The organism is Streptomyces sp. NPDC091682, assembly GCF_044756625.1.
In the GTDB taxonomy this organism is placed as follows: domain Bacteria; phylum Actinomycetota; class Actinomycetes; order Streptomycetales; family Streptomycetaceae; genus Streptomyces.
Genome location: NZ_JBIVTH010000023.1, coordinates 1 through 25,525, shown reverse-complemented (window position 1 = coordinate 25,525; position 25,525 = coordinate 1). Strand labels below are relative to the sequence as shown.

The window sequence follows — 25,525 nt, the reverse complement described above, 5'->3', positions numbered from 1 at the left end:
CCGCTACGAACCGAGGATGGTGGTGAGGAACTCCCCCGTCCAGGCCAGCAGTTCCCGCCCGACCACCGGCTTCCCGCCGATCTTGCCCGCCTTCGGGCGCGGGACCAGCACCTGCGAGGTGGCGGGCTTGAGCACCGTCCCCGGGTAGAGCCGCTTGAGCCGCAGCTCCTGCGACTCGCGCAGCTCCACCGGCCCGAACCGGACGTTGTTGCCCTGGAGGGTGATGTCCCCGACCCCGCAGGCCCGGGCCAGCATCCGCAGCCCGGCCACCAGCAGCAGGTTCTCCACCGGCTCCGGCAGCTTGCCGTAGCGGTCGGTGAGCTCCTCCCACACGGCCTTGATGTCCGCCTCGGAGGTGGCGGAGGCGATGGACCGGTACGCCTGCAGGCGCAGCCGCTCGCCGGGCGCGTAGTCGTGCGGAACGTGCGCGTCGACCGGCAGCTCGATCTTGACCTCCAGCGGCGGCTCCTCCTCCACCTGACCCTCGACCGCGGCCCGGTAGTCGGCCACGGCCTCGCCGACCATCCGGATGTAGAGGTCGAAGCCGACGCCCGCGATGTGACCGGACTGCTCGCCGCCGAGCAGATTGCCCGCGCCGCGGATCTCCAGGTCCTTCATCGCCACGTACATGCCCGCGCCCATCTCGGTGTGCTGGGCGATCGTCGCGAGCCGCTCGTGCGCGGTCTCGGTCAGCGGCTTCTCCGGCGGGTAGAGGAAGTACGCGTACCCGCGCTCGCGGCCGCGCCCGACGCGGCCGCGCAGCTGGTGCAGCTGGCTCAGGCCGAAGTTGTCGCCGCGCTCCACGATCAGGGTGTTGGCGTTGGAGATGTCGATGCCGGACTCGACGATCGTCGTCGAGACGAGCACGTCGAACTTCTTCTCCCAGAAGTCGACGACGACCTGCTCCAGGGCCTGCTCCGACATCTGGCCGTGCGCCGTCGCGATCCGCGCCTCGGGCACGATCTCGCGCAGCTTGGCCGCCGCCCGGTCGATCGACTCGACCCGGTTGTGGATGTAGAAGCACTGGCCCTCGCGCAGCAGCTCGCGGCGGATGGCCGCACCGATCTGCTTCTCCTCGTACGGGCCGACGAAGGTCAGCACCGGGTGGCGCTCCTCCGGCGGGGTGGTGATCGTCGACATCTCGCGGATGCCGGTCACCGCCATCTCCAGGGTGCGCGGGATCGGGGTCGCGGACATGGTGAGCACGTCCACGTTGGCGCGGAGCTTCTTCAGCTGCTCCTTGTGCTCCACGCCGAAGCGCTGCTCCTCGTCGACGATGACCAGGCCGAGGTCCTTGAACCTCGTCTCCTGCGAGAACAGCCGGTGGGTACCGATGACCACGTCCACCGAGCCCTCGTGGAGGCCCTCCAGGGTGGCCTTGGACTCGCCCTCGCTCTGGAAGCGCGAGAGCGCCTTCACCTTGACGGGGAACTGGCTGTAGCGCTCGGAGAAGGTGCCGTAGTGCTGCTGCACGAGCAGGGTCGTCGGGACGAGGACGGCGACCTGCTTGCCGTCCTGGACCGCCTTGAACGCGGCTCTCACGGCAATTTCGGTTTTGCCGTATCCGACGTCGCCGCAGATCAGCCGGTCCATCGGGACCGACTTCTCCATGTCCTCCTTGACCTCGGCGATGGTGGTGAGCTGGTCGGGCGTCTCCGCGTACGGGAAGGCGTCCTCCAACTCGCGCTGCCAGGGGGTGTCCGGTCCGAAGGTGTGGCCGGGGGCCGCCATGCGCGCGCTGTAGAGCTTGATGAGGTCGGCGGCGATCTCCTTGACAGCCTTCTTCGCGCGCGCCTTGGTCTTGGTCCAGTCGGCGCCGCCGAGCCGGTGCAGGGTCGGGGCCTCGCCGCCCACGTACTTGGTGACCTGCTCCAGCTGGTCGGTGGGGATGTAGAGGCGGTCGCCGGGCTGGCCGCGCTTGGCCGGCGCGTACTCCACCAGCAGGTACTCGCGGGTGGCGCCCTGCACCGTGCGCTGGACCATCTCGACGTAGCGGCCCACGCCGTGCTGCTCGTGGACGATGTAGTCGCCGGCCTCCAGGGTCAGCGGGTCGATGGTCTTGCGGCGCCGGGTCGGCATCCGGCCGAGGTCCTTGGTGGCGGTGCGCTGACCGGTCAGGTCGGTCTCGGTGAGGACGGCCAGGCGCAGCACCGGGTCGACGAAGCCGTTGTCGATCGAGCCACAGGCGACGTGCACCAGGCTCGGCTCGAGGGAGCGCAGTTCCGGCTCCAGCCGGGCCGCGATGCCCTCGCCGCCGAGCACCTCGACGGTACGGGCGGCCGGGCCGTGGCCCTCGGTGAGGTAGACGGTGTGCCAGCCGTCGGCGATCCAGCCCTTGGTGTCGGCCAGCGCCCGGGCGGTGTCGCCCCGGTAGGCCTCCGGGGCGTGCATGCCGAGCTTGAGGGTGTCGCTGCCGCCCGCGCTCTCGTCGGCGGCGAAGGGCGACACCGACCACCACATCATGTCCAGCTCGCGGGCCCGGTCGCGGACGTCGGCGATCCCGCGGAGCGAGGCCGCGCCGACGTCGATGGGGGCCTCGCCGCCGCCCGCGGTGGCCGCCCAGGAGGCCATCAGGAACTCCTGGCTCGTCGCCACGAGGTCGGCGGCCCGGGTCCGGACCCGCTCCGGATCGCAGACCACGGCCATCGACCCGGCGGGCAGCACGTCGATCAACAGTTCCATCTCGTCGACGAGGACCGGGGCGAGGGATTCCATGCCCTCCACGGCGATCCCCTCGGCGATCTTGTGCAGCAGCTCGCCGAGCTCGGGGTGGGCCTCGGCGAGGGCCGCGGCCCGCTCCCGTACCGCGTCGGTCAACAGCAGCTCGCGGCAGGGCGGGGCCCACAGCCCGTGCTCGGCGATCTCCAGGGAGCGCTGGTCGGCGACCTTGAAGTAACGGATCTCTTCGACCTCGTCGCCCCAGAACTCGATGCGCAGCGGGTGTTCCTCGGTGGGCGGGAACACGTCGAGGATGCCGCCGCGCACGGCGAACTCCCCGCGCTTCTCGACGAGCTCGACCCGCGCGTACGCGGCGGCGGCCAGCGCCTCGGTGATCTCGCCGAGGTCGGCGCCGCCGCCTTGGCGCAGGCTGACCGGGACCAGCTCACCGAGCCCCTTGACCTGTGGCTGGAGCACCGACCGGATGGGCGCGACGAGCACGCTCACGGGACCTGCGGCCGGGTCGTCCTTGCTCGGGTGCACCAGGCGGCGCAGGACGGCGAGCCGGCGGCCCATGGTGTCGCTGCGCGGACTGAGCCGCTCGTGCGGGAGGGTCTCCCACGACGGGTAGTCCACCACCTCGTCGGGCGGCAGCAAGGAGCGCAGCGCGGCGGCGAGGTCCTCGGCCTCGCGCCCGGTGGCGGTGACCGCCAGCACGGTCCGCCCCGTCTGCCGGGCCAGCGCGGCGATCGCGAAGGGCCGCGCGGCGGCGGGTCCGACCAGGTCCACGTGCATGCGCTTGCCGTCCCCGGCCGCGCTGACCGCCTCGGCGAGGGCGGCATCACGGGTGACGGCGTCGAGCAGTCCGTGCAGGCTCATGAAGAGGCTTTCCGTCCGGTGAAGGTCTGGAGTCTGAAGGTGTGCGGTGCGGTGCGGTGCGGTGCGGGTGCGGGGGCAACGCGAAGGGCCCGACACGTCGCACGGGCCGGGGGTTCCCACCCTACGACGACGCCCCCCGCGCCGCTTTACGATGTTCCTGTTCTGCCTGTCCGAGCTCGCCGTGTCGTCTTCCGCCGGGGAGACCACTACCTGCGGAGGAGCACGAGTCCGTGACGAGCGATGCGATGGCCCGCCCGGCGCCGGTGGTACCGGCACCCGCGAAACCGGACCGGTACGCGTGGGCCCCGCCCTGGCTGGTGGCCGCCGGACTGTTCGCCGTCTACCTCGTCCTGTCCGTCGGCCGGTTCCGGCGGATGGACTGGGCCTCCTGGGACCTGGGGATCTTCGAGCAGGCGATCCGCGCGTACGCGCACCTGCAGGAGCCCGTCGCCGACCTGAAGGGGCCGGGGGCCAACATCCTCGGGGACCACTTCAGCCCGATCATCGCGCTCGTCGCCCCCGTCTACCGGGTCTTCCCCGGGCCCCTCACCCTGCTGGTCGTGCAGTCGGCGCTGTTCGCGCTGTCCGCCGTGCCCGTCACCCGGGCGGCCGTACGGTTCCTCGGCCGGGCCCGCGGACTCGCGGTCGGCATCGCGTACGGGCTGTCCTGGGGCGTCCAGCGGGCCGTCGAGTTCGACTTCCACGAGATCGCCTTCGCCGTGCCCCTGCTGGCCTTCGCCCTGGAGGCGGTGCTCGCCCGACGTTGGCGGGCCGCCCTGCTGTGGGGGCTGCCGCTGGTCCTCGTCAAGGAGGACCTCGGCTTCACGCTCGCCGCGCTGGCCGTGGTGGTGGCCTGGCGGGCCCGCGACGCCAACCGGCGGATCGCCATGGCCGCGCTCGGCGTCGCCGCCGCGGCCTGCGTCTTCGCCGTCCTGGTGTTCACCGTCTTCATACCGGCCTTCGCCACGGCGGGGTACGGCTACTGGGACAAGATCGACGGGGCGGGTCCGCTCGGCGGCATCGGCACCAAGCTCACCACCTTGGCCTGGGTGCTGGTCCCCACCTCCGGGCTGCTCGCGCTGCGCTCGCCGCTGCTCCTGGTGGCCGCGCCCACCCTCGGCTGGCGGTTCCTGTCGGGGGACGACCACTACTGGTCCACCGACTGGCACTACAGCGCCGTCCTCATGCCCGTCGTGGCCCTCGCCCTGGTCGACGCCATCGACACCGTCCGGCGCAGCGAGCACCCCCGGCTGCGCTCGTACGCCCTTCAGATGCCGACCGCCGTGCTGGCCGCCGCCCTCGCCCTGAGCGCGACCGCCATGCCGACGGCCAAGCTCGTCGAGGCCCGTACGTACGAGAAGCCCGAGCGGGTCACGGCGATCGAGCGGCTCCTGGACCGGATCCCCGACGGGGCGACTGTGGAGGCCGACACCACCCCGCTGACCCGGCTGACCTCCCGCTGCCGCGTGCTGTGGATCGGCGGCAGCAAGGGCGTGGTCCCCGACTGGATCACCATCGACAACTCCTCCAAGTGGGCCGGCGAGGACCCGACCGGCTACGCCGGCCAGCTGCACCCCGGCGAGCGGTTCACCCTCGTGGGCGAGGCCGGCGGCATCGTCCTGATGCAGCGGGAGTGAAGGGGAAGGCCGGCGTCGGCCCCGCCCCGTACGACGACGCCGGTCCGGGACCCCGAGGTCCCGGACCGGCATTCCCCCGAACGAACGCGAGCCGGTTACTCGCTCGCGATCGCGTTCAGTACGTTCATCCGCCCTGCCCGGAAGGCCGGGACCAGTGCGGCGAACAAGCCCACGAAGGCCGAGGCGGCGAACACCCCGAGGATCGTCGGCCACGGGATCTCCAGGACGTTCAGGTTCTCGAGCTCCAGCAGCTTCTGCGCGGTCACGCCCCAGCCCATGCCCAGCCCGAGGCCCAGCAGGGCGCCGAAGAGGGCGATGACCACCGATTCCAGGCGGATCATGCGGCGCAGCTGGCGGCGGGAGAGGCCGATGGCGCGCATCAGACCGATCTCCCGGGTCCGCTCGACCACCGAGAGGGCCAGGGTGTTCACGACGCCCAGGACCGCGACGATGATCGCGAGGGCGAGCAGCCCGTAGACCATGTTCAGCAGCTGACCGACCTGGTCCTTGAGGGCCTGCTTGTAGTCGGTCTGGTTGCGCACCTGGTACTGCGGGTAGTCGGCCAGCGCCGCCTTGACGGCGGTGTACGCGGCCGCGTCGGACTGCCCGTCCTTCGCCGAGGCCAACAGCATGATCGGCCGGGGCATCTGGTCGGCCGGCAGGAACTTCGCGGCGGTCGCGGTGCTGACGTAGATCGATCCCCTGTCGATGTTGCCCTCGTCGAGGGTGATCGCGGCGACCTTCAGCGTGGCGGTCCGGCCGCCGGTGAAGTCGACCTTCAGCTCGTCGCCGACCTTGACGTGGTGCTTGTCCGCGTAGATCGAGCCGACGGAGAGCGCGCCCTCGCCGAACGCCGCCGTCTGCTCCCCGGTGACCATCTTGCGCCGCAGGTCCTGGGCGTACGTCAGGTCGGTGACGGCCAGGTCGCTCTTCTCGGAGCTCCCGTCGGGGGCGGTGACCGTGGCCGGCACCTGCCGGTACGGGGTGACGTGGTCCAGGCCCTTGGCGGCGCGCAGCGCCTCCTCGGCCTGCGGCACGACCGGCTGCTGCTGGTTCTGCGACTGGACGATGTAGTCCGCGCCCACCGTCTTGTCGAGCTCCTCGGTGGCGGAGGCCACCATGGACGAGCCGACCACCGACAGGCAGGCGACCAGCGCCAGGCCGATCATCAGCGCGGCGGCGGTGGCACCGGTACGGCGCGGGTTGCGCAGCGCGTTGCGCTCGGCGAGCCGGCCGACGGGCCCGAAGGGCCGCAGCACCGCGCCGGACAGGGCCCGTACGACGACGCCGGCGAGCAGCGGGCCGATGATGATGAAGCCGATGAGGGTGAGGACCACGCCCGTGCCCAGCCACGTCGATCCGGGTACGGCCTCCTCGGCCGACGCCGAGAGGAGCAGGGCGGCTCCGCCGATCCCGGTGAGGACCAGGCCCAGGGCGGCGCGGACCCGGCCGGCCTTCTTGTCGCCGGGGGTGCCCGACTCGCGCAGGGCCGCCATCGGGGAGACCTTGCCGGCCCGGCGGGCCGGGACGAAGGCGGAGACGATGGTGACGACGACGCCGAGGAAGATGCCGAGGGCCGGTGTGGTCCAGGCGACGGTCAGGTCATCGGTCGACAGGTGCATGCCCAGCTGGCCCATGATCTCCATCAGGCCGACGGCCAGGCCCACGCCCGCGCCGACGCCCAGCAGCGAGCCGACGACACCGAGCAGGAAGGCCTCGAAGACCACCGACTTGAGGATCTGGCCGCTGTCGGCGCCGATGGCGCGCATCAGACCGATCTCGCGGGTGCGCTGGGCGACCAGCATCGAGAACGTGTTGAAGATCAGGAAGATGCCGACGAGGAAGGCGACCCCCGCGAAACCGAGCATCACGTACTTCATGATGTCGAGGAAGGAGCCGACGTCCTTGCGGTTGGAGTCCGCGGCTTCCTTGGCGGTCTGGATCTTGTACGTGTCCGCGCCGACGGCGGCGGCGACGTCCCGCTTCAGCTGCTCGTCGCTCACCCCCTCCTTGGCGACCACGTTGACGTGCGTGAAGGCGTCCGTGGAACCGAGCAGACCGCGCTGCGCGGTGGCGGTGTCGAAGTAGACGACCGCCGCGCCCGGGTTGGTCACGGCGAAGGAGGCGATGCCGGAGATGTTGGCGCGCAGGTCGCCGGTGACGGCGATGGTGCGCAGCTCGTCACCCAGCTTCAGGTGGTGCTTCTTGGCGGTGTCGGCGTCGATCATGACCTCGGTGGGGCCGCGCGGGGCCTGACCCGAGGTGATCTTCATGGACTTGAGCTCGTTGTCGCTCCAGTTGCCCGCGATGGTCGGGGCTCCGGTGGTCGAGCCCATGTTCTCGTTCTTGGAGTTGACGACCGTGACGGCCATCGAGACCACGCCGCCCTCGGCGGACTTGACCCCGTTCACCTTCCTGACCTGCTCGACCGTAGAGGCGGGCAGCGAGTCGGGCTTGCCGGTGGCCGAGATCTCCTCGCCGTCCTCGGCCGCCTTCGGGCTGACCGCGACGTTGGAGCCGGTGACGGCGAACAGCTTGTCGAAGGTGGTGTTCATGGTGTCGGTGAACACCAGGGTGCCGCAGACGAAGGCGACGGAGAGCATGACCGCGACGGCGGAGAGCGCCATCCGTCCCTTGTGGGCGACGAAGTTGCGCCGCGAGGTCTTCAGGACGGTGTTGCTCATGAGGTCCGCCCGCGTGCGTCGAAGTCCTTCATGCGGTCCAGGACCTGGTCGGCGGTGGGACCGTACATCTCGTCGACGATCTTGCCGTCGGCCAGGAAGATGACGCGGTCCGCGTAGGAGGCGGCCACAGGGTCGTGCGTGACCATGACGATCGTCTGGCCGAGCTCGTCCACCGAGCGGCGCAGGAAGCCGAGGACCTCGGCGCCCGCCCTGGAGTCCAGGTTTCCGGTCGGCTCGTCCCCGAAGATGATCTGCGGGCGGGCGGCGAGGGCGCGGGCGACCGCCACGCGCTGCTGCTGGCCGCCGGAGAGCTCGGTCGGGCGGTGCTTGAGGCGGCCGGCGAGGCCCACCGTCTCCACGACCCGGTTCAGCCACTCCGCGTCGGGCTTGCGGCCCGCGATGTCCATGGGGAGCGTGATGTTCTCCAGGGCGTTGAGCGTGGGCAGCAGGTTGAAGGCCTGGAAGATGAAGCCGATCCGGTCGCGGCGCAGCTGCGTGAGCTTCTTGTCCTTCAGCCCGGTGATCTCGGTGTCGTCCAGGTGGATGTGGCCGCTGGTCACCGTGTCGAGACCGGCGAGGCAGTGCATCAGCGTGGACTTGCCGGAACCGGAGGGGCCCATGATCGCGGTGAACTGGCCGCTCATGATGTTCACGTCGACGTCGTCGAGGGCGACGACGCGCGTCTCCCCTGAGCCGTACGCCTTGACGACGTTTCGTGCCCGGGCCGCGACGGCTGCATGCCCTCCAGTACCCCCGTGCCTGGTTTCGGTCATCGCCGTTGTCACGGTCTTTCTCCCTCTTCGGATGCGTGCGTCCGCGTGCGTCTGCAGGCGTCAGCGTCGGTGTGCGGCTGTTGCGGCTGTGCGTCCCGCGCCGTCATGAAGTCTCCGCCGGGCGGATGCGCGGCGCGCTGGTGCCCATCGCCGTATCCGCCCGGGGGTTAACCCCACCCCCCGGCCTGTGGTGCGTAGGTTCTAGTTAAGGAGGCATCGGGGCAGCTCACCTCCTCCGCCGGGAGGAACGATCCCTGGCCCGTTGTGCGGAGGGACCCCTAGGGGATCTGCACCCTTCGGCGTACGGACCCTGGGGGATACCGCCCCGAACGCGGCGGTGAGATGGTGTTTCCCGCAGTTGCGTGCAGGGGGAAGGAATCTCGGTGGCATCGGCGGAGAGCACGGGCGCGAGCCCGGACGGCACACCCTCGGGGCCCGCGGCCGACACCCCCGGCGCCGGGGTTCCGGCCGAGAACCGGGCCGGCGGCGCACCCTCGACCGGACCCGCCGCACCCTCGGCCGGGCCCGCCGCACGCCCGCCGACCCCGGTGGTCGCCTCGCTGATGCTCGGCATGGCCCTCGTCGCCCTGGACAGCACCGTCGTGGCCACCGCCGTCCCGCAGATCGTGGGCGAACTCGGCGGGTTCGCCGTCTTCTCCTGGCTCTTCTCCGGCTACCTGCTCGCGGTGACCGTCACCCTGCCCGTCTACGGGAAGCTGTCCGACACCTTCGGCCGCAAGCCCGTCCTGCTCTTCGGCATCGGCCTCTTCCTCGTCGGTTCGCTGCTGTGCACGGCCGCCTGGAACATGGCCGCCCTCATCGCCTTCCGCATCGTCCAGGGCCTGGGCGGCGGCGCCCTCCAGGGCACGATCCAGACCCTGGCCGCCGACCTCTACCCGCTCAGGGACCGGCCGCGGATCCAGGCCCGGATGTCCAGCGTCTGGGCCACCTCGGCCGTGGCCGGCCCGGCGCTCGGCGGGCTGCTCGCCTCGTACGCGCACTGGCGCTGGATCTTCCTGATCAACCTGCCGCTGGCGGGGCTCGCCCTGTGGATGGTCTCCCGTCACCTGACCGAGCCCGTACGGTCGCCCGGGCGCCGGGGACCGGTCGACTGGGCGGGCGCGCTCGCCGTCTTCGCCTGCGGCGGACTGCTGCTCTTCGCGCTCGTCCAGGGCGGGGTCGCCTGGCCCTGGCCGTCCGCGCCCTCGCTCGGGCTGCTGGGCGCGAGCGCGCTGCTGGCCGTCGTCGTGGTCCGGGTGGAACGCCGGGCTCCGGAGCCGATCCTGCCCGGCTGGGTATGGCGCCGGCGCACCATCGCCGCCGTCAACCTGGCCATGGGGGCACTCGGCCTGCTGATGGTCGCCCCCATGGTGTTCATGCCGACCTACGCGCAGTCCGTGCTGGGCCTCGGCCCCGTCGGCGCCGGCCTGGTCATGTCGGTGATGACCCTGAGCTGGCCCGTCTCCGCCGCCTGCAGCCAGCACGTCTACCGGCGCATCGGCTTCCGCAACACCGCGGCCGTCGGGATCGCGCTCGCCGCGGTGATCCTGTTCTCCTTCACCCTGCTGCCGCACCCCGCCCGGCCCTGGCAGCCCGCACTGATCATGCTGCTGCTGGGCGGCGCCCTCGGTCTCTTCCAGCTCCCGCTGATCGTCGGGGTCCAGTCCACCGTGGGCTGGGCAGAGCGCGGGACCACGACGGCCTCGGTGCTGTTCTGCCGGCAGGTCGGCCAGAGCGTGGGCGCCGCCCTGCTCGCCGCCGTCGCCAACGCCACCATCGCCGCGCGCCTGGCGGACGCCCCCGTACCCGGCCTTCCGGAGCACCTGGACGACGTGGCGAAGGCGCTGGACCGGCCGGAACTGCTGACCGCTGCCGCCGCCGGCTACCTGCGCGAGGCCGTGGCCGCCGCCGTGGAGCACATCTTCCTCGGCGCGACGGCCGCCGCCCTGGCCGCGCTGCTGGTCCTGCTGCTGGTGGCGCCGCGCCGGTTCCCCGTCCTGCCGGAACTGCGCGAACAGCGCGAGGAGTAGAACGTCCACGGAATGTCGCCTTGTCATGACCGGGCCATTGGGTGACCCTCGTACCAGGACCGTTTCCGGGGGGACGACGACACATGGCATCGGCACTCTGCGCACTCGCGTTACTGGCCGCGCTGGCCGGCCCGATCTGCCTGCGGCTCGTCCGCAGTCCGGGCTTCATCACCGGCCGCGACGGCCGCCTCTCCACCTCGACGGCGCTCGCCCTCGCCTGGACGGTGATCCTGGTCTGGCTGCTGCTGGCGATCCTCGGCTACGGGCTCATCGCGGGCGGCGGCACCGCGTACTTCCGGGGCACCGACGGCCCGCTGTCCACCCTGACGACGGTGTACCTGCCGCTGCTCGGCGGCCCGTACGTGGCGCTGATCGCCGCGAAGGCGGTGGTCGGCCTGCGCGTGGAACACGGCAGCATGGCCAAGCCCGCCGCGCGGCCCACGGCGTCGGGCCGGCGGCCGCTGCGGGAGCTGATCGCGAACGACAGCGGGCGCACCGACCTCGTGGACCTCCAGTACGTCGCCCTCAGCGCGGTCACCATGCTGTACGTGGTGCTGTTCTTCCTCGCGGACGTGGGCGGCGGACTCCCGCGCCTGCCCGCCGAGATGTGGGCCCTGACGGGCGCCCCGGCGGGCGCTTACCTGGTCAACAAGATGGCCGTCCGCGCCAATCCGGTGATCACGCACGTCGTGCTGGCGGACGGCAGCCTGACGGTCGAGGGCGGCGGCTTCAGCCCGGACCCGGCGGGCCCGCCGACCCTCCTCACCGTCGACGACACCCCCCTCCCGGCCCGGGTCGACCCCCTGACGGGCGCCCTGACCGCCACCCTCCCGGCCCCGACGGCGCCCCCGTTCACGGTGGTCGTCACGGCGCGCGGCCTGCGCAGCGACCCGTACCGCTACGAGCCCCTCGCGAAGCCCGCCGTCCCGGCCCAGCCGCAGCCTCAGCCGCAGCCGGCGGGCTGACCCGTGCCGTCCTTCCTGAAGCCGTCCTGGCGCGCACCCAGGCGGATGTGGCTCCAGCCCGCGCACGCACGCGAGCGGCACGCCGAGATCCCCACGGCCCACGGCACCTACACGCTGTTCCGGGAACCCGGCCCGCGCCTGACCGCCGACGCCAAGGCCGAGGCGTGGGAGCGCTGGCAGTTCCTGCTGGGCGAGGAAACCGTCCTGGAGATCGACGACGCCGCGCTGCCGTGGCTGGGCATCCGCAAGCGGCTGCGCCACGGCGTCCGCGGCCGCCTCGACGGCGTGCCGTTCACGGCGCGGGCCGCGTGCAGATCCCTGCGGCCGAGCCGCTGCGGCATCCGCTTCTGCCTCGACGACGGACGGATCCTGTCGTTCACCGTGCACCGCTTCCACCAGCGCCTCGTCCGTGAGGCGGGCGACGAGCACGAGGTGCGCGCACGAACCCGCGCCGGCGGCTGGGAAACGCACCGGCTGGACCGGGGCGAGTTGGCCCTCGTGTGCCTCGTCACCGTCTCGGGTCTGGACCGCCTCCTCGCGTCGCCGCTGCAGGACATCCTCTAGTAGCGCTTTGTTACGAGGTCTTGTCGCGTCGGGTGTTCGGTAGTTCGCTGGTTGTATGCGCTGGGGAGCTTGCGGCGGTGCGGGGCCGGTTGGAGGAGTTCACTTCCGAGGTGTTCGCGCCGTTGGTGCGGCGGGACTGGCTGGAGAAGGGCCGGTTGTATGTGCGGGGCCTGTTGCTCGATGGCCGGCGCAAGTCGATGCAGCCGATGGCCGGGCGTTTGGGGGTGGACCATCAGCAGTTGCAGCAGTTCATGACCTCCTCGACCTGGCCGGTCGCCGATGTGCGGGCCCGGCTGGCCTGGCGGGCGGTGGCCGTGGTCCGGCCTGAGGTGTGGGTGGTGGACGACACCGGTTTCCTCAAGGACGGCACTGCTTCGCCCGGGGTGGCCCGGCAGTACTCGGGCACATTGGGCAAGGTCGGCAACTGTCAGATCGGGGTCAGCGTCCACGCCGCCTCCGACAGCGCTTCGTGCCGGGCTGTCCTGGCGGTTGTTCCTGCCGCAGTCGTGGGACGGCCCTGAGGCGGCCGCCCGCCGCAAAGGCTGCCGGATCCCCGACAGCGAACGCCACCGCCCGAAGTGGCAGCTCGCGCTGGAGATGCTCGACGAACTGGCCGGGATCGGTCTGCGGCCCGCCGCGCTGGTCGCGGATGCCGGATACGGCGCGAACGCCGACTTCCGCCACGGCTTGGAGGACCGGGGCCTGGCCTACGTCCTGCAGGCCAAGGGTGAGATGACCGCCCACCGGGAGGAAGCGGTGCCGCATCAGCCCGCCTACTCGGGGCTCGGCCCCAGGCCGAGGCCCCGCTACCGCACCCGGCCCGTCTCCTTACGCGACCACGTGCTGGCCGCCGGACGCCGCCACGGCCGGACCGTGACCTGGCGCAAGGGTTCGAAAGCGGCGATGAGCTCGCACTTCGTCCTCCTGCGGGTCCGCCTCGCGGGCCGGCGGCCCAAGCCGGCCGAGGATGGAACGATCCCGCTCGTCTGGCTGATCGCGCAGTGGCCCGAAGGCGAGACGGAGCCCGTGAAGTACTGGATTTCGAACCTGCCCGCGAACATTCCCGCCAAGGACCTGATCCGCCTCGCGAAGGCCCGCTGGCGTATTGAGCACGACTACCGCGAACTGAAAACGGCTCTGGGACTGGACCACTTCGAGGGCCGCTCCTTCGTCGGTTGGCACCGCCACGTCACCCTCGTGACCGCCGCCCACCTCTTCCTGACCGAACAGCAGAGGAACCCAAAAGCCCCTGCCAGGGCCTGACCCTCTACCAGGCCCTGGACCTCCTCCAACACCTCATCGCCACGTGGAACGGCACCTGCCCCACCTGCCAGCAGACCGTCCCTTGGCAGCCCCACGACACCAGCTAACAAAGCACTACTAGAGCGTGTCTCCTTGATTCGCTTGTCGGTTGATCAGCCGTGTCCGTCCGGTTAGTGATCACTGATGCGATGTGGGACCGGATCGAGCCGTGGATGCCGGCCGATCCGGTCCGCGGTCGGCGATGGGCCGATCACCGCCGAACCCTGAAGGCCATCGCGTGGAAATACCGCACCGGCTCGCCCTGGCGGGACCTGCCAGATGAGTTGGGCTCGTTCCAGACCGCTCACAAACGGCTGCTCAGGTGGGCCGTGGATGGCACTTGGGAACGGATCCTCGCCGTGCTTCTGGCAGTGGCCGACGATGCTGACGACATCGGCTGGACCGTGTCGGTGGACTCCACCGTCTGCCGAGCGCACCAGCACGCCGCCGGAGCCAGAAAGAAAGGGGAGCCAGATCGGGCTGAGCCTGACGACCATGCGCTCGGACGTTCCCGCGGCGGCCTGACCACGAAAGTCCACCTCGCCAGCGACAGCCACGCACGACCCTTGGCCCTCCGCGTCACCGCGGGCCAGGCGGGCGACGCACCAGCCTTCCATGCCGTCATGGCCGGCATTCGTGTTCCGCGAAGCGGGCCGGGAGACCGAGGACCCGACCAGACGCCGTCCTGGCGGACCGCGCGTACTCGTCCCGCGCGATCCGAAGCCATCTCCGCCGACGCGGGATCCGAGCAGTCATCCCTCAGCCCTCCGACCAGATCCGCCACCGTCTGCGGCGAGGCCGAACCGGTGGTCGGCCACCTGTCTTCGACGCCGAGACATACAAGCAGCGCAACGCAGTCGAACGGTGCATCAACCGGCTCAAGCAGTGGCGCGGTCTGGCCATGCGGACGGACAAGCTGGCCATCGTTTACCAGGCTGCCCTCCACCTCTCCGCCACCCTCATCTGGGCTCGCGAGTGATCGAAAGGACACGCCTCAGGGGTTGTCGGTCAGAGGGGATCGAGGAGCATCAGGACCTCGTCTCGGGTGTCGTCGGGCGCGAAGCGCAAGGCGCTGGGCCAGCGTCCGACCTCCCGCCATCCCAGGCGGCCGTAGAAGTCCTCCAACCCTTCTCTCCCCCGGGCCGTGAGACGGAGCTGCTCAAGCCGCAGCTCGTCACGGGCCACCGTCCGCAGCTCTCGCATGAGAGCGGAGCCGACACCAAGGCTGCGGAAGCCGGGGTGGGTCTGGAGGTGGTGGACCGTTCCCCAGTGTGCGACGAGCCGAAAGGGATCACTTTTGAGGACAACCCATCCGGCAAGAGCCTCACCGAACCTGGCGATGATGAGGCGGCTGCGCGACGGGTCGAGATGGCTGAGGAGCTCGTCTGCGGCCGGTGCGACGTCGTCGTCATGGACTGGAGGGAAAGGAAATCCCGCAGCACCACCCGCGTTCGTGACTGCGATCCAGCAGTCGACGAGCTGACGCCTCAGGTCGGAAGGGACCTCATGTGTTCCGGTGATCTGAGTGAGAGTGGGCCTGATCTTCTGCTTCATGCGCAGGAGCATCCCAGTCGGTGCTGACATCGAAGTGAGCCGAGTCTCCAGAGCCACCTACTGCTCACGCGTTCAAGGAGACACCCCCTAGTGCTGCTGTGACCGAAAAGGCTTGCCGGTCACAGCAGCACTAGGGTGTTTCGTTTGGATCACCGGGCAGACCAGAGGAAGATGCCGGCGATGTGGAGTCCGGCCAGGTAGATGGTCGCTGTCTTCTCGTAGCGGGTGGCGATGCCTCGCCACTGCTTCAAGCGGTTGATGCAGCGTTCGACGGTGTTGCGCTGCTTGTCTGCCTCGCGGTCGAAGGCGGGTGGCCTGCCACCCCGGCTTCCGCGCCGCAGGCGGTGGCCGCGTTGATCGGCCGGAACTGGGATCACGGCGCGGATCCCGCGCTTGCGCAGGTGCTCGCGAATCGCGCGGGAGGAGTACGCCTTGTCGGCCAAGACCACGTCCGGCCTGGTGCGGGGCCGTCCTCGCCGTCGGGGACAGCGAAGTCGGGCCATGACGTGTGCAAAGGCGGGTGCGTCACCGGCCTGGCCGGCGGTGAGCACGAAGGCCAGTGGCCGGCAGTGGGCATCGGAGGCCAGGTGGATCTTTGTGGTCAGCCCGCCGCGGGACCGGCCGATGGCATGGTCTGCGGGTTCGCCTGCTGGGGCCCCTTTTTGCGGGCCCCAGCCGCGTGCTGGTGCGCGCGCACGATGGTCGAGTCCACCGAGACAGCCCAGTTGAGGACTTCGTCGGCGTCGGCCTGCGCGACCAGCGCGGTGAACACCCGCCCCCAGGTGCCGTCGATGGCCCGCATCCGTAGCCGGTTGTAGACGCCTCGCCGGTTGCCGTATTTCTCGGGGAGGTGGATCCACTGCGATCCCGTCTGGAACTTCCAGGCGATCGCGTCGATCACCTCTCGATGATCCCTCGACCGGCCACCCCGCCGTGGTATCCGATCTGGGAGTAACGGCTCGATTCGCGCCCACTGCGCGTCAGTCAACGGCGCACAGGAACAACGACCGGCGGGGCTGGTTGGAACGGCGCTGTTGCGGGGTGGCCTTCGAGGAGGCCGCTCCGGTACGGGAGTTCCCGTCGTACCGGTGGCAGAGGAACTCTCCGGGTTCGTACTGGGCGGACACGATGCTGCGCCATGTCGGGGCCTTGGAGTCACGGACCCCGATCCGCGCTCCCGCGAACTGCGCGGTCTCCAAGCAGAAGCTGTCCTCATTCAGGCTGTAGGAACTCTTGTGCCAGGCGGAGATCCCGCCCCCATCACCGTCGCCGGTCCTTGCCGGCGCAGAGGGGCAGGGGTCCTCAGCGCTCCGCAGCCTGGCCAGGTGCGACCGGGACGGGGAGGTGAGTGGTGAGGAAGTGGGCGGCGCGGTCGAGTGCGGCGTCCGCCTCTTCGAGGCGGCCGTGCTCGCCCTGGTAGACGTGCGGGAGGCCCGGCCCGATCTCCAAGGTGGCCTCGACATCGGCGGCGCCCCAGCGGGCGGCCAGGCGGACCGCGTCGTCGAGGAGCACCTCGTTCGCGCCGACCTGCACGAGCAGCGGGGGCAGGCCCGTGAGGTCGGCGAAGACCGGGCTCGCGAGGGGGTCGCTGGGATCGCCGTCGCCGATGTAGAGGTCCGCGAAGGCGCGTATGGCGGCCTCGGTGAAGATCGGGTCGGCGTCCGCCTTGGTGCGCATGCTCTCCCCGGAGAGGGTGAGGTCGACCCACGGGGAGAAAACCACGACGGCGGCCGGCTGCGGCAGTCCCGCCTCCCGGGCGGCGAGCAGGGTGGCGATGGCGAGGCCGCCGCCGGCCGAGTCGCCGACCAGTACGAGCTCTCGCGGGTCGGTACCAGTCTCCAGCAGGTCGCGGTAGGCGGCGAGCCCGTCGTCAACCGCGGCGGGGAAGGCGTGCTCGGGGGCCAGGCGGTAGTCCACCGAGGTGGCCCGCAGCCCGGTGCGGACGGCGAGCTCGCCGACCAGGCCGGTGTGGGTGTCGGGTGAGCCGACGACGTAGCCGCCGCCGTGGAGGTAGAGCAGTCGACCGCGATCGGCCGCTCCGGCCGGCTCCAGCTCCAGGGCGGGCCTCCCGCCCACGACCGTCCTACGGGTGGCGACGCCGTCCGGTGCCGGTCGGGTCAGGGCCGCGGCGAAGCCCGCGCGCTGCTCGGCGGGGGTGAGCGGCGTTTCGCCGCGCGGGATGGAGCGGAGCAGGGCGTCCAGGGCCTGACGCTGCTGTGCGGACATGGTGGGCCCCCATCGGTGCGGTCGGATGCGAAGATTGATTCCTCGGAATCGATCTGCTTCCATCTAAGCACATTCCAGGGAATATGATTCCTGGGAATCTATTGGGGGTTCTGTGAGCCACGTCACTCCACTGTTCCTCGATCTCGTCCGCGTGGAGACCCGGCTCTACAACGCGGTCGGAGCCCGCCTGCGCGCCGAACAGGAGCTGGCGCTGGGTCAGTTCGAGGTCCTGCAGATCATCGACCGGGTGGACGGGTGCCGGGTGCTCGACATCGTGGGCGACCTCGCGATCACGGTGGGGGCCGTCAGCAAGGCGGTCGACCGGCTGGTGGCCGCGGGCTGGTGCGTGCGCGTCGCGCACCCGCAGGACCGCCGCTCCTCCGTGCTGCGCCTGACGGCCGAGGGCGAGAAGGTGCTGGCGGCCGCCCGGCCCGTGGTCGAGAGCACGCTCGCCGCGCTGACCAGCGGGATTCCCGCCGCCGACCTCGCGACCCTCGCCACCACCCTGGCCGCCCTCCGCGCGAACCTCGAGGCGGACGGCCAGGGTCAGCTCTAGGCCGTCCCTTCCGGGTCTTGCCTGGCCCGCGCCGCCCGGCAAGATCCGAAAGAGACGGCCTAGCCGTCGCCCATGTGGCGGGCGTAGTAGCGGGCCACCCGGGCCCGGTTGCCGCACACCGAGGCCACGCACCAGCGGCGCCGGGGGTGCGCCGGCAGGAAGAGCAGGACGCAGTCGTGGGCCTCGCACTCGCGCACCTGCGCCACCCGGGGGTCCGTCAGCAGCTCCGCGACCGCCTCGGCCAGTTCCGCCGCGAGCCGGCGGGCCGGATCCGCCGGCCGGTGCACCGCGGCGGCGATCCCGCCCGCCCCGGTCCAGGCCAGCACGCGGTGCGAGGGCGCCGCGGCCAGGGCCCCGTTCAGCGCGGCGAGCGCCCCGGCCGGAGGCCGCGTACCGCGCCGCACGGCGTCGAGCGCCGCGCGCGCGGCCTCCCGTACGGCCCCTACGGCGGCCACCTCTGCGGCGCCCACGACGTCGACGGGGGTCAGCCGCCCGGCCTGCGCGGCCAGCCAGGCCGAGAGTCCCGCCGGGTCGGCGACGAGATCGCCCACCGGGGCCTCGGTGTTGAGGAGGTCCAGCGCGAGGCGCTCGCCGGTGAGCGGGAAGGTCACTGTCACCTCGCTAATGCTACTGCAATCACTTGACCCATTAGAGATCACCGGCAAGACTAATGGAAACAAGGACGCAGGAGGCATGTGATGACCGCTCGTCGCACCGTTCCCACCATCCGGCACCGCACCGTCGACGTGGCCGGAGTCCGCGTCGCCTACCGCGAGAGCGGCCCCGCCGACGGCCCCGTCCTGCTGCTCCTGCACGGCTTCCCCACCGCCTCGCACCAGTTCGCCCGCCTGATGGACGCCCTCGGCAACACTCCATACCGGCTGATCGCCCCCGACTACCCCGGCTCCGGCCGCACCGAAGCGCCGGCCGGATTCACGTACGCCTTCGACCGGCTCGCGGACATCGTGGAGGGCTTCACCGACGCCCTCGGCCTGGACCGCTTCGCCCTGTACGTCTTCGACTTCGGCGCCCCGGTCGGACTGCGGCTCGCCGCGCGCCGACCGGAGCGGGTGACCGGCCTGATCGTCCAGAACGGCAACGCCTACGAGGAGGGCCTCTCGGACGCGGCCCGCGCGTTCGCCGGACTCCGGCGCGAGGTCCCGGGCAACGAGGAACGCGTCCGGGGGCTCTTCACCCCGGAGGGCATCCGCTTCCAGTACGAGACCGGCGTCGCCGACGCCAGCCTCCTCTCCCCCGACGGCTGGACCCTCGACGTGCACCACCTCGGCCTGCCGGGCCGCGCCGACGCCCAGGCCGACCTCGCCTTCGACTACGCCTCGAACTTCGCCCACTACCCCGCCTGGCAGGCCTGGCTGCGCGCCGCCCGGATCCCGGTGCTGGTCGTGTGGGGCGCGGGCGACCCCTTCTTCACCCCGGCGGGCGCGAAGGCCTACCTCCGCGACGCCCCGCACGCCGACGTGCACGTCTTCGAGGGCGCGGGCCACTTCGCCCTGGAGACCCACCTCCCGCAGATCGCCCCGCTGATCGAGGAGTTCCTGGACTCCGCCACAGGGGCCTGACCAGCGCCCGACAACGCAGCGAGGTGGGGTGCCGGGCATCGCGGGCCCGGCACGATCCGGAAAGGACGGTCTAGCCCTCCGCCGGGGCGCGGCCCGTCAGGGCTGCCAGGCTGGAGCGGACGTGGTTCATGTGCGCCCGCATCTCCTCCGCCGCCTCCCCGTGCTCCCGCAGGATCCCCCGCGTCTCGCGCCCGATCCGCTCCTCCGCCACCCGCGCCTGGGCGATCAACTCGGCCGCCTGAGCCTCCGCGTCCTCCTGCCCATGCCGCGCCGACTCCTCCGCCTCGGCGAACTCGCGCCGCGCCTCCGCCAATCGGGCCTCGACGTGCCGCTCCAGCTCCGCGTGGCGCGCCTCCAGGTCCGCCTCGCGCGCCGTCAACTCCCGCTCCGCCGCCTCCCGGCGCTCCGCCTGCTCCTGCTCGCGCTCCGCCCGCTCCGCCTCCGCCCGCCGCCGCGTCTGCACCAGCGCGGCCGTCGCCTGGGCCCGCCACGCCGCCGCGTCCTCCCGCGCCCCCGACCGCGCGTCGTCCGCCTCGCGCTGCGCCCGCAACAGCCCCTGCCTGGCCCGGACCTCCGTCTGCTCGCGCACCGCCTCCGCGTCGCCCCGCGCGAGCTCCGCCGCCCGGTCGGCGCGGGCCTCGGCCGCACCCAACGTCGCCGCGGCGTCCACCCGCGCGTCCGTCCGTAGAGCGTCCGCCTCTTCCTCCGCCAGCAGCAGGATCCGGCGGGCCCGCTCGCTCAGCTCGTCGTACGTCTGCGGAGCCAGCGCGGCGACCGCCGCCCGCAGCCGCGCCGCGTCCGCCTCCATCTGCTTGGCCAGGACGGTCAGCCGGGCCACCCGCTCCCAGGCCTCGTCCCGGCTCCCGGACAGCCGGGCGAGATACCGGTCGACCTCTTCCATGCGGTAGCCGCGACCGCGCACGGTCGCAAAGGGTGCACTCATCCGGGATGCGCCTCTCTCGCGGGGATTCCCGTCAAGGATGCGCCATTTGATCCCGGAAGCCGGAATGGCCGGGCCGAGACCCTGTTCGAAGGTCCCGACCCGGCCATCCAGCCGATCGCACGATCAGCCAATCAGCTGATCAGAGCAGTCCGTCCCACATCTGCTCCAGCAGCACCGACCACCAGCTCTCCGGCGAGGACAGCGCCGCGCTGTCGAGCCCCGCCAGATTCGCCTGGAAGTCGACGGTCCAACGGCCCGCCTGCTCCGGCGTCAAATGCTGGCGCAGTCGCCACATGTGACCCAGCATCGCGAGGGACCGCACGAACTGCGGCAGGCTCGAATTCACGAACTGCGGCGGTACGGGGGCACCTCCCGGGCCGCCCTCCACCGGCACCGCCACGATGTGCGCGGTGCCGTACTGGACGCACAGCGCCTTGCCGAAGTCGCTGCCGATGACCAGGTACGAGCCCGCGTCCGAGGCCGGCTGCACCTGCCGCTGCTGGGCCAGCTCGGCCAGCGTCGGCACCGGCTGCCCCGGCACCGCCTGCGCCCAGAAGAACGGCCCGAAATCGACCGGCAGGCCCGCCCACATCAGCGTCTGCGCCACGATCTCCGGCACACCCTGACGGGACACCGCCCGCTGATCGAAGCGGAACACGCCCTGCGGACCGAACGCCGCCGCCAGCTCCTGCCCGATCGCCTCCAGCGGGATCGCCGGCTGCAGCGGGACCTGCGGCAACGGCGCCCGTACCGGCGCGGGGCGCGCCGGACCGTCCGCCACCTGGTGCAGCTCGCCCTGGTGGGTGAGCAGGTGCCGCATGCCCTGCTGGCGGCCCGCGTGGTCCTTGCCGTACGGGGCCACGCTCGTGATCCGCACCTGCGGCCAGGTCTCCCGGATCATCCGGGCGCAGTAACCGCCCGGCAGCTCACAGGACTCCAGTTCGGTGTGCAGCTCCAGCACTTGCTGCGGCGGCACGTTCATGGCGCGCAGCTCGTAGAGGATCTGCCACTCCGGGTGCGGAGTACCGGGCGCCGAGCGGCGGATGAGCTGCTGCTCGGAGCCGTCGGGCGCGCGGTAGCGGAGCACGGCCTGGTAGCCGGGGCCGACGGTGGGCGCACCGGTCGGGACCGGGGGCTGCCCGCCGGGACCACCGGGCGCGCCAGGCGGCGGGCCGGGAGGCCCGGGCGGACCGGGCGGCTGCGGAACACCGGGGCCGGCCAGCATCGTCGCGGCATGGTCGAGCCCACCACCGGGCACACCGGGAGCCCCGGGCGGACCAGGAGGCTGCGGTACGCCGGGACCCGCGAGCATGGTGGCGGCGTGATGGGCCCCGCCACCGGGCGCACCGGGAGCCCCGGGCGGGCCGGGAGGCGCCGGCGGCTGACCGGTGACGGCCGGACCGGCCAACATCGTCGCGGCATGGTCGAGCCCGCGCCCCAGCGACCCCGGAGCACCGGGCGGACCGGGAGGGCCGGGCGGACCGGGCGGACCGGGCGGACCAGGCGGCTGGGGCGCACCAGCACCCGCACCCGGAGCCCCCGGCGGACCGGGAGGCGCCGGCGGCTGGCCCGCGACGGCCGGACCGGCCAACATCGTCGCGGCATGGTCGAGCCCACGCCCCAGCGACCCCGGAGCTCCCGGCGGACCGGGCGGCGCCGGCGGCTGCCCCGCGCCCGGAGCACCGGACGGACCGGGCGGCTGCGGAACACCGGGGCCGGCCAGCATCGTCGCGGCATGGTCGAGCCCGCCACCAGGCGCACCGGGCGGACCCGACGGACCCGACGGCGTCGACGGCCGGGAGATCTGGGCCTTGCTCGTCGGCGCGTCCGCGATGTCGCCCGCCGCCGAACCGCCCTGCGAACCACCGGCCGAATCGCCCGGCGACCCCAGCGCGGGCACGACCGCCGTCCTCGGCAACTGGCTGCCGCCCGGCATCAGCGTGGTCTGCGCCTCCGGGGCCACCCCGGACGACGGCGCGTCCTCCAGGTCCGACCCGGACAGCGGCGGCGCGAACACGGTCGCCGGCAGCGGTACGGACGCGTCGTCCGTACCGGAGTTCACATCGGTGCCCGCCCAGGGCGTGGCCCCGATCGGCACCGCGGGCCCGGCCGGAGCCTGGGCCGTCGCCGGAACACCGTCGTTGGCCGTGGGTTCGTACGGAACCTCACCGCCGCGCCGCAACGGCACGGCCGGGGTGGGCGCCGGTGCCGCAGGAGCCGACGCGGGCGCGGGCGCAGGCGCGGCCTCGGGCACGGCGTCGACGGGCACGGCCGGAGCCGGCGTGGGCGTCGACCTCGGCGCGATCCCCGCCCGGTCCGCGGCCTCCTGCAACCACTCCGGCGGGCTGAGCATGAAAGACGTCTGCTCCGAGTCGATCCGCGGCGGCGGAACCGAAGCCTCCGAAACAGCCGCGGACACGGCCCCGTACTCCTCCTCGTACCGGCGGATCACCTCACCCACCGGCAGGCCCGGCCACAGCGTCACCTCCCCGCTGTCCCGCGCGATGACCAGCCGCTGCCGCCCACCACCGGAAACGGGACCGGCCGCGCGGTCCTCCGCCCACACCACGAACCCGAGCCCGAACTCCCGTACGCGCACCTCCCGGTGCTGGTACGCGGGCACGTCCCCGTTGATCCACTCCTCGGCGCGCTCCTGCGCCTGCGCAAACGTCACCATCGCGCGCTCACCCCTCCACCGGTGCCGAACCCGACACCGGAACCGAACGTGCGAATCCGCCGTCCACCATCAGACCGGCCACCGTCTCCAGCTCCGGCGGATTGCCGGCCAGCCGCTCGAGGAAGGCGTCGAAATCAGCACCGCACGGCAGCAACAACCGCTCCACGCGCTCCTGGACCGACCAGCCGTCCCGGTCACGGGCATCGTCGTACGGGGAGAACCACACCGAGCCGACGCCCTCGCCCCTGACCTTCAACGCGAGCAACCCGCCCTGGGCGAAGGCCACGCACAGGTAGTCCTTCGTCAGGTGGTCCCGCAGACACTTGTTGACGTACACCAGATCATTGACCGCCGCCTCCTCACGCACCGTGAAGAAGGGCTGGTCCACCAGCAGACCGAGGTCCACGTCCAGGCCCGCACCCACCGGCGCGCAACCGCCCGCGGCCTTCAGGAACGAGCGGTAGGGCTCCGGCAGCCGGTAGCCGAGGTCCTCCTCGACCCCCTGCACCTGTTCCTCGGAGACCGACACCACCGACTTCGGCAGCCCCAGGTGCGCCGGGCGCACCTCCTGCAACGGCCGCGTCCCGCGCTTGTCGTGGTCCACCGGAGCCGTCGCCAGGCCCGCGTGATGCCGCAGCAGCGCCTTCACCTCGACCGGGACCAGCTCCATGCGCCGCGAACCGGCCACGTGGTGCCAGGTCCAACCGTGCGGGGTCGCCACCGGCCCGACCGTGTCCCACAACTCGTGCCCGGAGGCCTTCATCGCGGCGTTCGCGGACACGTAGTCCGTGAGCCGCAGCTCGTCCACGCCGAAGCCCTCCGGCGGCTCGGCGATCTCCACGGCCGCGCGCGCGTAGACGGAGAAGTCCGGATGCCCATTGCCGTCCATCCGCACCCCGTGGGGATGCCGAGCGGCCCGGACCGGGTCCGGGAAATGCACGACCTGCCCCGAGTAAGCGGCGTTGGGTGGCGCGGCCTGCTGCCCGAGCCGACCTGTCGTCATGGCGGTAGCCCCCTGCTGGATCTGGCTGGTTCACCACAGCCTATGCGCTGGGGCAAGACCCTTACCCGCACCCGACCAGCGCACCCGCCAGAGGGCCAGGAACATCCGAATTGATACGAATATTCGACCCCGCTTCCGCATGACAGGTGACATTTGGCAGGCTGTCCCCGCAGTACGGGGGCGTGAGCGACAGGGGTCACCACAGCCGCCACGGGAGGGAAAGCACGCGCATGCACAACACGGCAACACGCACAGAATCCGGCGACACCGCGCCGGACGCAACAGGCGCACCGGCCTCCGCCGGCCCGGCCGGCGAAGCCGCCGGTCCCGCCGGCGACCCCCGGCTGCGCTGGAGCAGCACGGACGACCGCCCCGCCGTACCCGTCCTGCGCTTCCGCCGCGACGGCATCCTCCCCACCGTCGCCGCCGCCCTCTCCGTGCGCGGCGAGACCCTCACCGGCACCGCCGGCAAGGCCGATCAGCCACCCGCGCTCCATCCGCTCGTCCAGGACTTCCTCGACACCCTCACCAGCGGCCAACGCGAACGCTTCACCGGCCGGTGCCCGGAGGCAATCCTGCTCTCCCGCCACCTGACCGCCGTCGAGGGCGCCCGCTCCCGGCGCGCCTCCCGCAAACCCCTCTCCGCGAGCGAGGCCCGGCGCTCCCTCAAACACGCGAAGATCACCGCCCGCCACATCCGCGAGGACGGCGACCCCCTCCACGACAGCTACGCACCGCCCTGCCGCTCCTGTGACGCACTCCTCGCCCACTTCGGCGTACGCCCCGTCGACCTCACCCCCTCCGAGTAGCCATGACCGCCGCCTCCGCCTCCTACGACCGCTCCTCGGCCACCCGTTTCCCGGTCGCCGTGGACTCCGCCCTGCGCACCGCCGGCTGGGAACCCGGCCGGTGGGACATCAAACAGGCCGAGTACTGGGCCGACGCCCTGCGGGACCACACCACGCCCGCCGGACACCGGCACACCGTCTTCCCCGCCGCCGTCGAGGCATGGGCCGAGTTCGGCGGTCTGACGGTCGCCGCGCACGGCCCCGGCCGCCAGATCTCCCCGACGCCCGTCCGGATCGACCCGCTCACCGGACTCCACCTCGCGCGCACCTTCGCCGACCTCGGCCGGGCCCTGTCCACGCAGCTGTGCCCACTGGGCGTCGAGGCCGACTGCGGCTCCCACCTCGCGATCGACCGCGAGGGCCGCACCTACGGCATCGACCACACCGGCGACTGGTACCTCGGCCCCACCGTCGACGAGGCCCTCACCCTGCTCCTGACGGGCCTCCAGCCGACCCGCCTCACCACTTAGCTCCGGCCGGGGTCGCTGCGGGGTCGCTGCGCGGTGCTTGGCTGTGGCTGGTCGGTGGTGTCGGGGCTTGGCCCCGTCCCGTGCGCCTCAAGCGCCGGCGGGGCTGGGTGGTGTGGGGCGGTGCGGGGTCGCTGCGCGGTGCTTGGCTGTGGCTGGTCGGTGGTGTCGGGGCTTGG

Annotated in this window: 20 protein-coding genes and 1 pseudogene; 10 read left to right on the top strand and 11 right to left on the bottom strand. The window is 72.1% G+C overall.

All coding sequences use genetic code 11. The annotated features are described in order from the left end of the window. Window positions 1-3: 3 nt before the first annotated feature. A complete protein-coding gene (mfd, locus tag ACIQK6_RS35555) occupies window positions 4-3,537 on the bottom strand; it encodes a transcription-repair coupling factor (protein ID WP_402696666.1) in 3,534 nt (1,177 codons plus the stop codon). Between the two features lie 245 nt (window positions 3,538-3,782). On the opposite strand from mfd, the gene ACIQK6_RS35550 reads away from it, so the two are divergent. Then, entirely contained in the window at window positions 3,783-5,174 is a 1,392-nt protein-coding gene (locus ACIQK6_RS35550; RefSeq protein ID WP_329107878.1) for a DUF2079 domain-containing protein, read from the top strand. A 95-nt stretch (window positions 5,175-5,269) separates the two neighbouring features. On the opposite strand, the gene ACIQK6_RS35545 is transcribed toward ACIQK6_RS35550, so the two are convergent. After that, window positions 5,270-7,858 (bottom strand): ABC transporter permease, encoded by a 2,589-nt coding sequence (locus ACIQK6_RS35545; RefSeq protein WP_402696664.1) that lies wholly within the window; start codon window positions 7,856-7,858, stop codon window positions 5,270-5,272. Next, a complete protein-coding gene (locus tag ACIQK6_RS35540) occupies window positions 7,855-8,631 on the bottom strand; it encodes an ABC transporter ATP-binding protein (RefSeq protein ID WP_402696716.1) in 777 nt (258 codons plus the stop codon). Before ACIQK6_RS35540 ends, ACIQK6_RS35545 begins: the two co-directional genes overlap by 4 nt. Before the next feature lie 383 nt (window positions 8,632-9,014). On the opposite strand from ACIQK6_RS35540, the gene ACIQK6_RS35535 reads away from it, so the two are divergent. The 5 genes and pseudogenes from ACIQK6_RS35535 to ACIQK6_RS35515 all read left to right on the top strand — a co-directional run bounded on the left by ACIQK6_RS35535 (window position 9,015) and on the right by ACIQK6_RS35515 (window position 14,471). Next, window positions 9,015-10,661 (top strand): MFS transporter, encoded by a 1,647-nt coding sequence (locus ACIQK6_RS35535; RefSeq protein ID WP_329101303.1) that lies wholly within the window; start codon window positions 9,015-9,017, stop codon window positions 10,659-10,661. Window positions 10,662-10,744: 83 nt separating this feature from the next. Further along, entirely contained in the window at window positions 10,745-11,626 is an 882-nt protein-coding gene (locus ACIQK6_RS35530; RefSeq protein WP_402696662.1) for a hypothetical protein, read from the top strand. Between the two features lie 3 nt (window positions 11,627-11,629). Further along, the gene (locus ACIQK6_RS35525; RefSeq protein ID WP_402696660.1) at window positions 11,630-12,190 is read left to right on the top strand and encodes a hypothetical protein; all 561 of its coding nucleotides are present in this window, start codon (window positions 11,630-11,632) and stop codon (window positions 12,188-12,190) included. Window positions 12,191-12,237: 47 nt separating this feature from the next. Then, window positions 12,238-13,453, top strand: a pseudogene (locus ACIQK6_RS35520) (IS701 family transposase). A gap of 188 nt (window positions 13,454-13,641) precedes the next feature. After that, a protein-coding gene (locus tag ACIQK6_RS35515) for an IS5 family transposase (RefSeq protein ID WP_402696714.1) occupies window positions 13,642-14,471 on the top strand; the annotation gives its coding sequence in 2 pieces (ribosomal slippage) (window positions 13,642-14,146 and window positions 14,146-14,471; 831 coding nt in all). Window positions 14,472-14,500: 29 nt separating this feature from the next. Here the strand turns inward: ACIQK6_RS35515 and ACIQK6_RS35510 are convergent. The 4 genes from ACIQK6_RS35510 to ACIQK6_RS35495 all read right to left on the bottom strand — a co-directional run bounded on the left by ACIQK6_RS35510 (window position 14,501) and on the right by ACIQK6_RS35495 (window position 17,272). Then, window positions 14,501-15,046, bottom strand: a complete 546-nt coding sequence (locus tag ACIQK6_RS35510; protein ID WP_402696658.1) for a GNAT family N-acetyltransferase — start codon at window positions 15,044-15,046, stop codon at window positions 14,501-14,503. Between the two features lie 149 nt (window positions 15,047-15,195). Then, a protein-coding gene (locus ACIQK6_RS35505) for an IS5 family transposase (RefSeq protein WP_402696656.1) occupies window positions 15,196-16,034 on the bottom strand; the annotation gives its coding sequence in 2 pieces (ribosomal slippage) (window positions 15,196-15,684 and window positions 15,687-16,034; 837 coding nt in all). Then, entirely contained in the window at window positions 16,027-16,245 is a 219-nt protein-coding gene (locus ACIQK6_RS35500; protein ID WP_402696654.1) for a hypothetical protein, read from the bottom strand. Before ACIQK6_RS35500 ends, ACIQK6_RS35505 begins: the two co-directional genes overlap by 8 nt. Window positions 16,246-16,348: 103 nt before the next feature. Then, a complete protein-coding gene (locus ACIQK6_RS35495) occupies window positions 16,349-17,272 on the bottom strand; it encodes an alpha/beta hydrolase (protein ID WP_402696652.1) in 924 nt (307 codons plus the stop codon). Window positions 17,273-17,384: 112 nt separating this feature from the next. Between ACIQK6_RS35495 and ACIQK6_RS35490 the strand changes: the two genes are divergently transcribed. Then, complete coding sequence (locus ACIQK6_RS35490; RefSeq protein WP_329101288.1) at window positions 17,385-17,828, top strand: MarR family winged helix-turn-helix transcriptional regulator; 444 nt, start codon at window positions 17,385-17,387, stop codon at window positions 17,826-17,828. 59 nt (window positions 17,829-17,887) lie between these two features. Here the strand turns inward: ACIQK6_RS35490 and ACIQK6_RS35485 are convergent, their stop codons facing one another. After that, complete coding sequence (locus ACIQK6_RS35485; protein ID WP_402696650.1) at window positions 17,888-18,445, bottom strand: CGNR zinc finger domain-containing protein; 558 nt, start codon at window positions 18,443-18,445, stop codon at window positions 17,888-17,890. A gap of 81 nt (window positions 18,446-18,526) precedes the next feature. Here ACIQK6_RS35485 and ACIQK6_RS35480 point away from each other — a divergent pair, with 81 nt between their 5' ends. Then, window positions 18,527-19,408, top strand: a complete 882-nt coding sequence (locus ACIQK6_RS35480; RefSeq protein WP_329101284.1) for an alpha/beta hydrolase — start codon at window positions 18,527-18,529, stop codon at window positions 19,406-19,408. Window positions 19,409-19,478: 70 nt separating this feature from the next. Here ACIQK6_RS35480 and ACIQK6_RS35475 read toward each other — a convergent pair whose 3' ends face one another. The 3 genes from ACIQK6_RS35475 to ACIQK6_RS35465 all read right to left on the bottom strand — a co-directional run bounded on the left by ACIQK6_RS35475 (window position 19,479) and on the right by ACIQK6_RS35465 (window position 24,031). Further along, window positions 19,479-20,351 carry a DivIVA domain-containing protein gene (locus ACIQK6_RS35475; RefSeq protein ID WP_329101282.1) on the bottom strand — a complete coding sequence of 291 codons (873 nt, stop codon included), beginning with the start codon at window positions 20,349-20,351 and terminating at the stop codon, window positions 19,479-19,481. A 139-nt stretch (window positions 20,352-20,490) separates the two neighbouring features. Further along, complete coding sequence (locus ACIQK6_RS35470; protein ID WP_402696648.1) at window positions 20,491-23,028, bottom strand: SUKH-4 family immunity protein; 2,538 nt, start codon at window positions 23,026-23,028, stop codon at window positions 20,491-20,493. 7 nt (window positions 23,029-23,035) lie between these two features. Continuing rightward, window positions 23,036-24,031 (bottom strand): SMI1/KNR4 family protein, encoded by a 996-nt coding sequence (locus ACIQK6_RS35465; protein ID WP_402696647.1) that lies wholly within the window; start codon window positions 24,029-24,031, stop codon window positions 23,036-23,038. Window positions 24,032-24,261: 230 nt separating this feature from the next. Here ACIQK6_RS35465 and ACIQK6_RS35460 point away from each other — a divergent pair, with 230 nt between their 5' ends. Together ACIQK6_RS35460 and ACIQK6_RS35455 are read left to right on the top strand one after the other, a co-directional pair. Next, window positions 24,262-24,840, top strand: coding sequence for a YwqJ-related putative deaminase (locus tag ACIQK6_RS35460; RefSeq protein WP_329101276.1), 579 nt, complete (start codon window positions 24,262-24,264; stop codon window positions 24,838-24,840). 2 nt (window positions 24,841-24,842) lie between these two features. Then, window positions 24,843-25,349, top strand: a complete 507-nt coding sequence (locus tag ACIQK6_RS35455) for an SUKH-3 domain-containing protein (protein ID WP_402696645.1) — start codon at window positions 24,843-24,845, stop codon at window positions 25,347-25,349. Window positions 25,350-25,525: the final 176 nt, after the last annotated feature.

What these genes read in the sequence shown, in the direction of transcription:
- ACIQK6_RS35460 (WP_329101276.1), top strand. Translation starts at nt 24,262, where the DNA reads ATGCACAACACGGCAACACGCACAGAATCCGGCGACACCGCGCCGGAC.
- ACIQK6_RS35540 (WP_402696716.1), bottom strand. Translation starts at nt 8,631, where the DNA reads ATGACCGAAACCAGGCACGGGGGTACTGGAGGGCATGCAGCCGTCGCG.
- mfd (WP_402696666.1), bottom strand. Translation starts at nt 3,537, where the DNA reads ATGAGCCTGCACGGACTGCTCGACGCCGTCACCCGTGATGCCGCCCTC.
- ACIQK6_RS35480 (WP_329101284.1), top strand. Translation starts at nt 18,527, where the DNA reads ATGACCGCTCGTCGCACCGTTCCCACCATCCGGCACCGCACCGTCGAC.
- ACIQK6_RS35455 (WP_402696645.1), top strand. Translation starts at nt 24,843, where the DNA reads ATGACCGCCGCCTCCGCCTCCTACGACCGCTCCTCGGCCACCCGTTTC.
- ACIQK6_RS35530 (WP_402696662.1), top strand. Translation starts at nt 10,745, where the DNA reads ATGGCATCGGCACTCTGCGCACTCGCGTTACTGGCCGCGCTGGCCGGC.
- ACIQK6_RS35510 (WP_402696658.1), bottom strand. Translation starts at nt 15,046, where the DNA reads ATGAAGCAGAAGATCAGGCCCACTCTCACTCAGATCACCGGAACACAT.
- ACIQK6_RS35470 (WP_402696648.1), bottom strand. Translation starts at nt 23,028, where the DNA reads ATGGTGACGTTTGCGCAGGCGCAGGAGCGCGCCGAGGAGTGGATCAAC.
- ACIQK6_RS35550 (WP_329107878.1), top strand. Translation starts at nt 3,783, where the DNA reads ATGGCCCGCCCGGCGCCGGTGGTACCGGCACCCGCGAAACCGGACCGG.
- ACIQK6_RS35475 (WP_329101282.1), bottom strand. Translation starts at nt 20,351, where the DNA reads ATGAGTGCACCCTTTGCGACCGTGCGCGGTCGCGGCTACCGCATGGAA.
- ACIQK6_RS35495 (WP_402696652.1), bottom strand. Translation starts at nt 17,272, where the DNA reads ATGTCCGCACAGCAGCGTCAGGCCCTGGACGCCCTGCTCCGCTCCATC.
- ACIQK6_RS35545 (WP_402696664.1), bottom strand. Translation starts at nt 7,858, where the DNA reads ATGAGCAACACCGTCCTGAAGACCTCGCGGCGCAACTTCGTCGCCCAC.
- ACIQK6_RS35465 (WP_402696647.1), bottom strand. Translation starts at nt 24,031, where the DNA reads ATGACGACAGGTCGGCTCGGGCAGCAGGCCGCGCCACCCAACGCCGCT.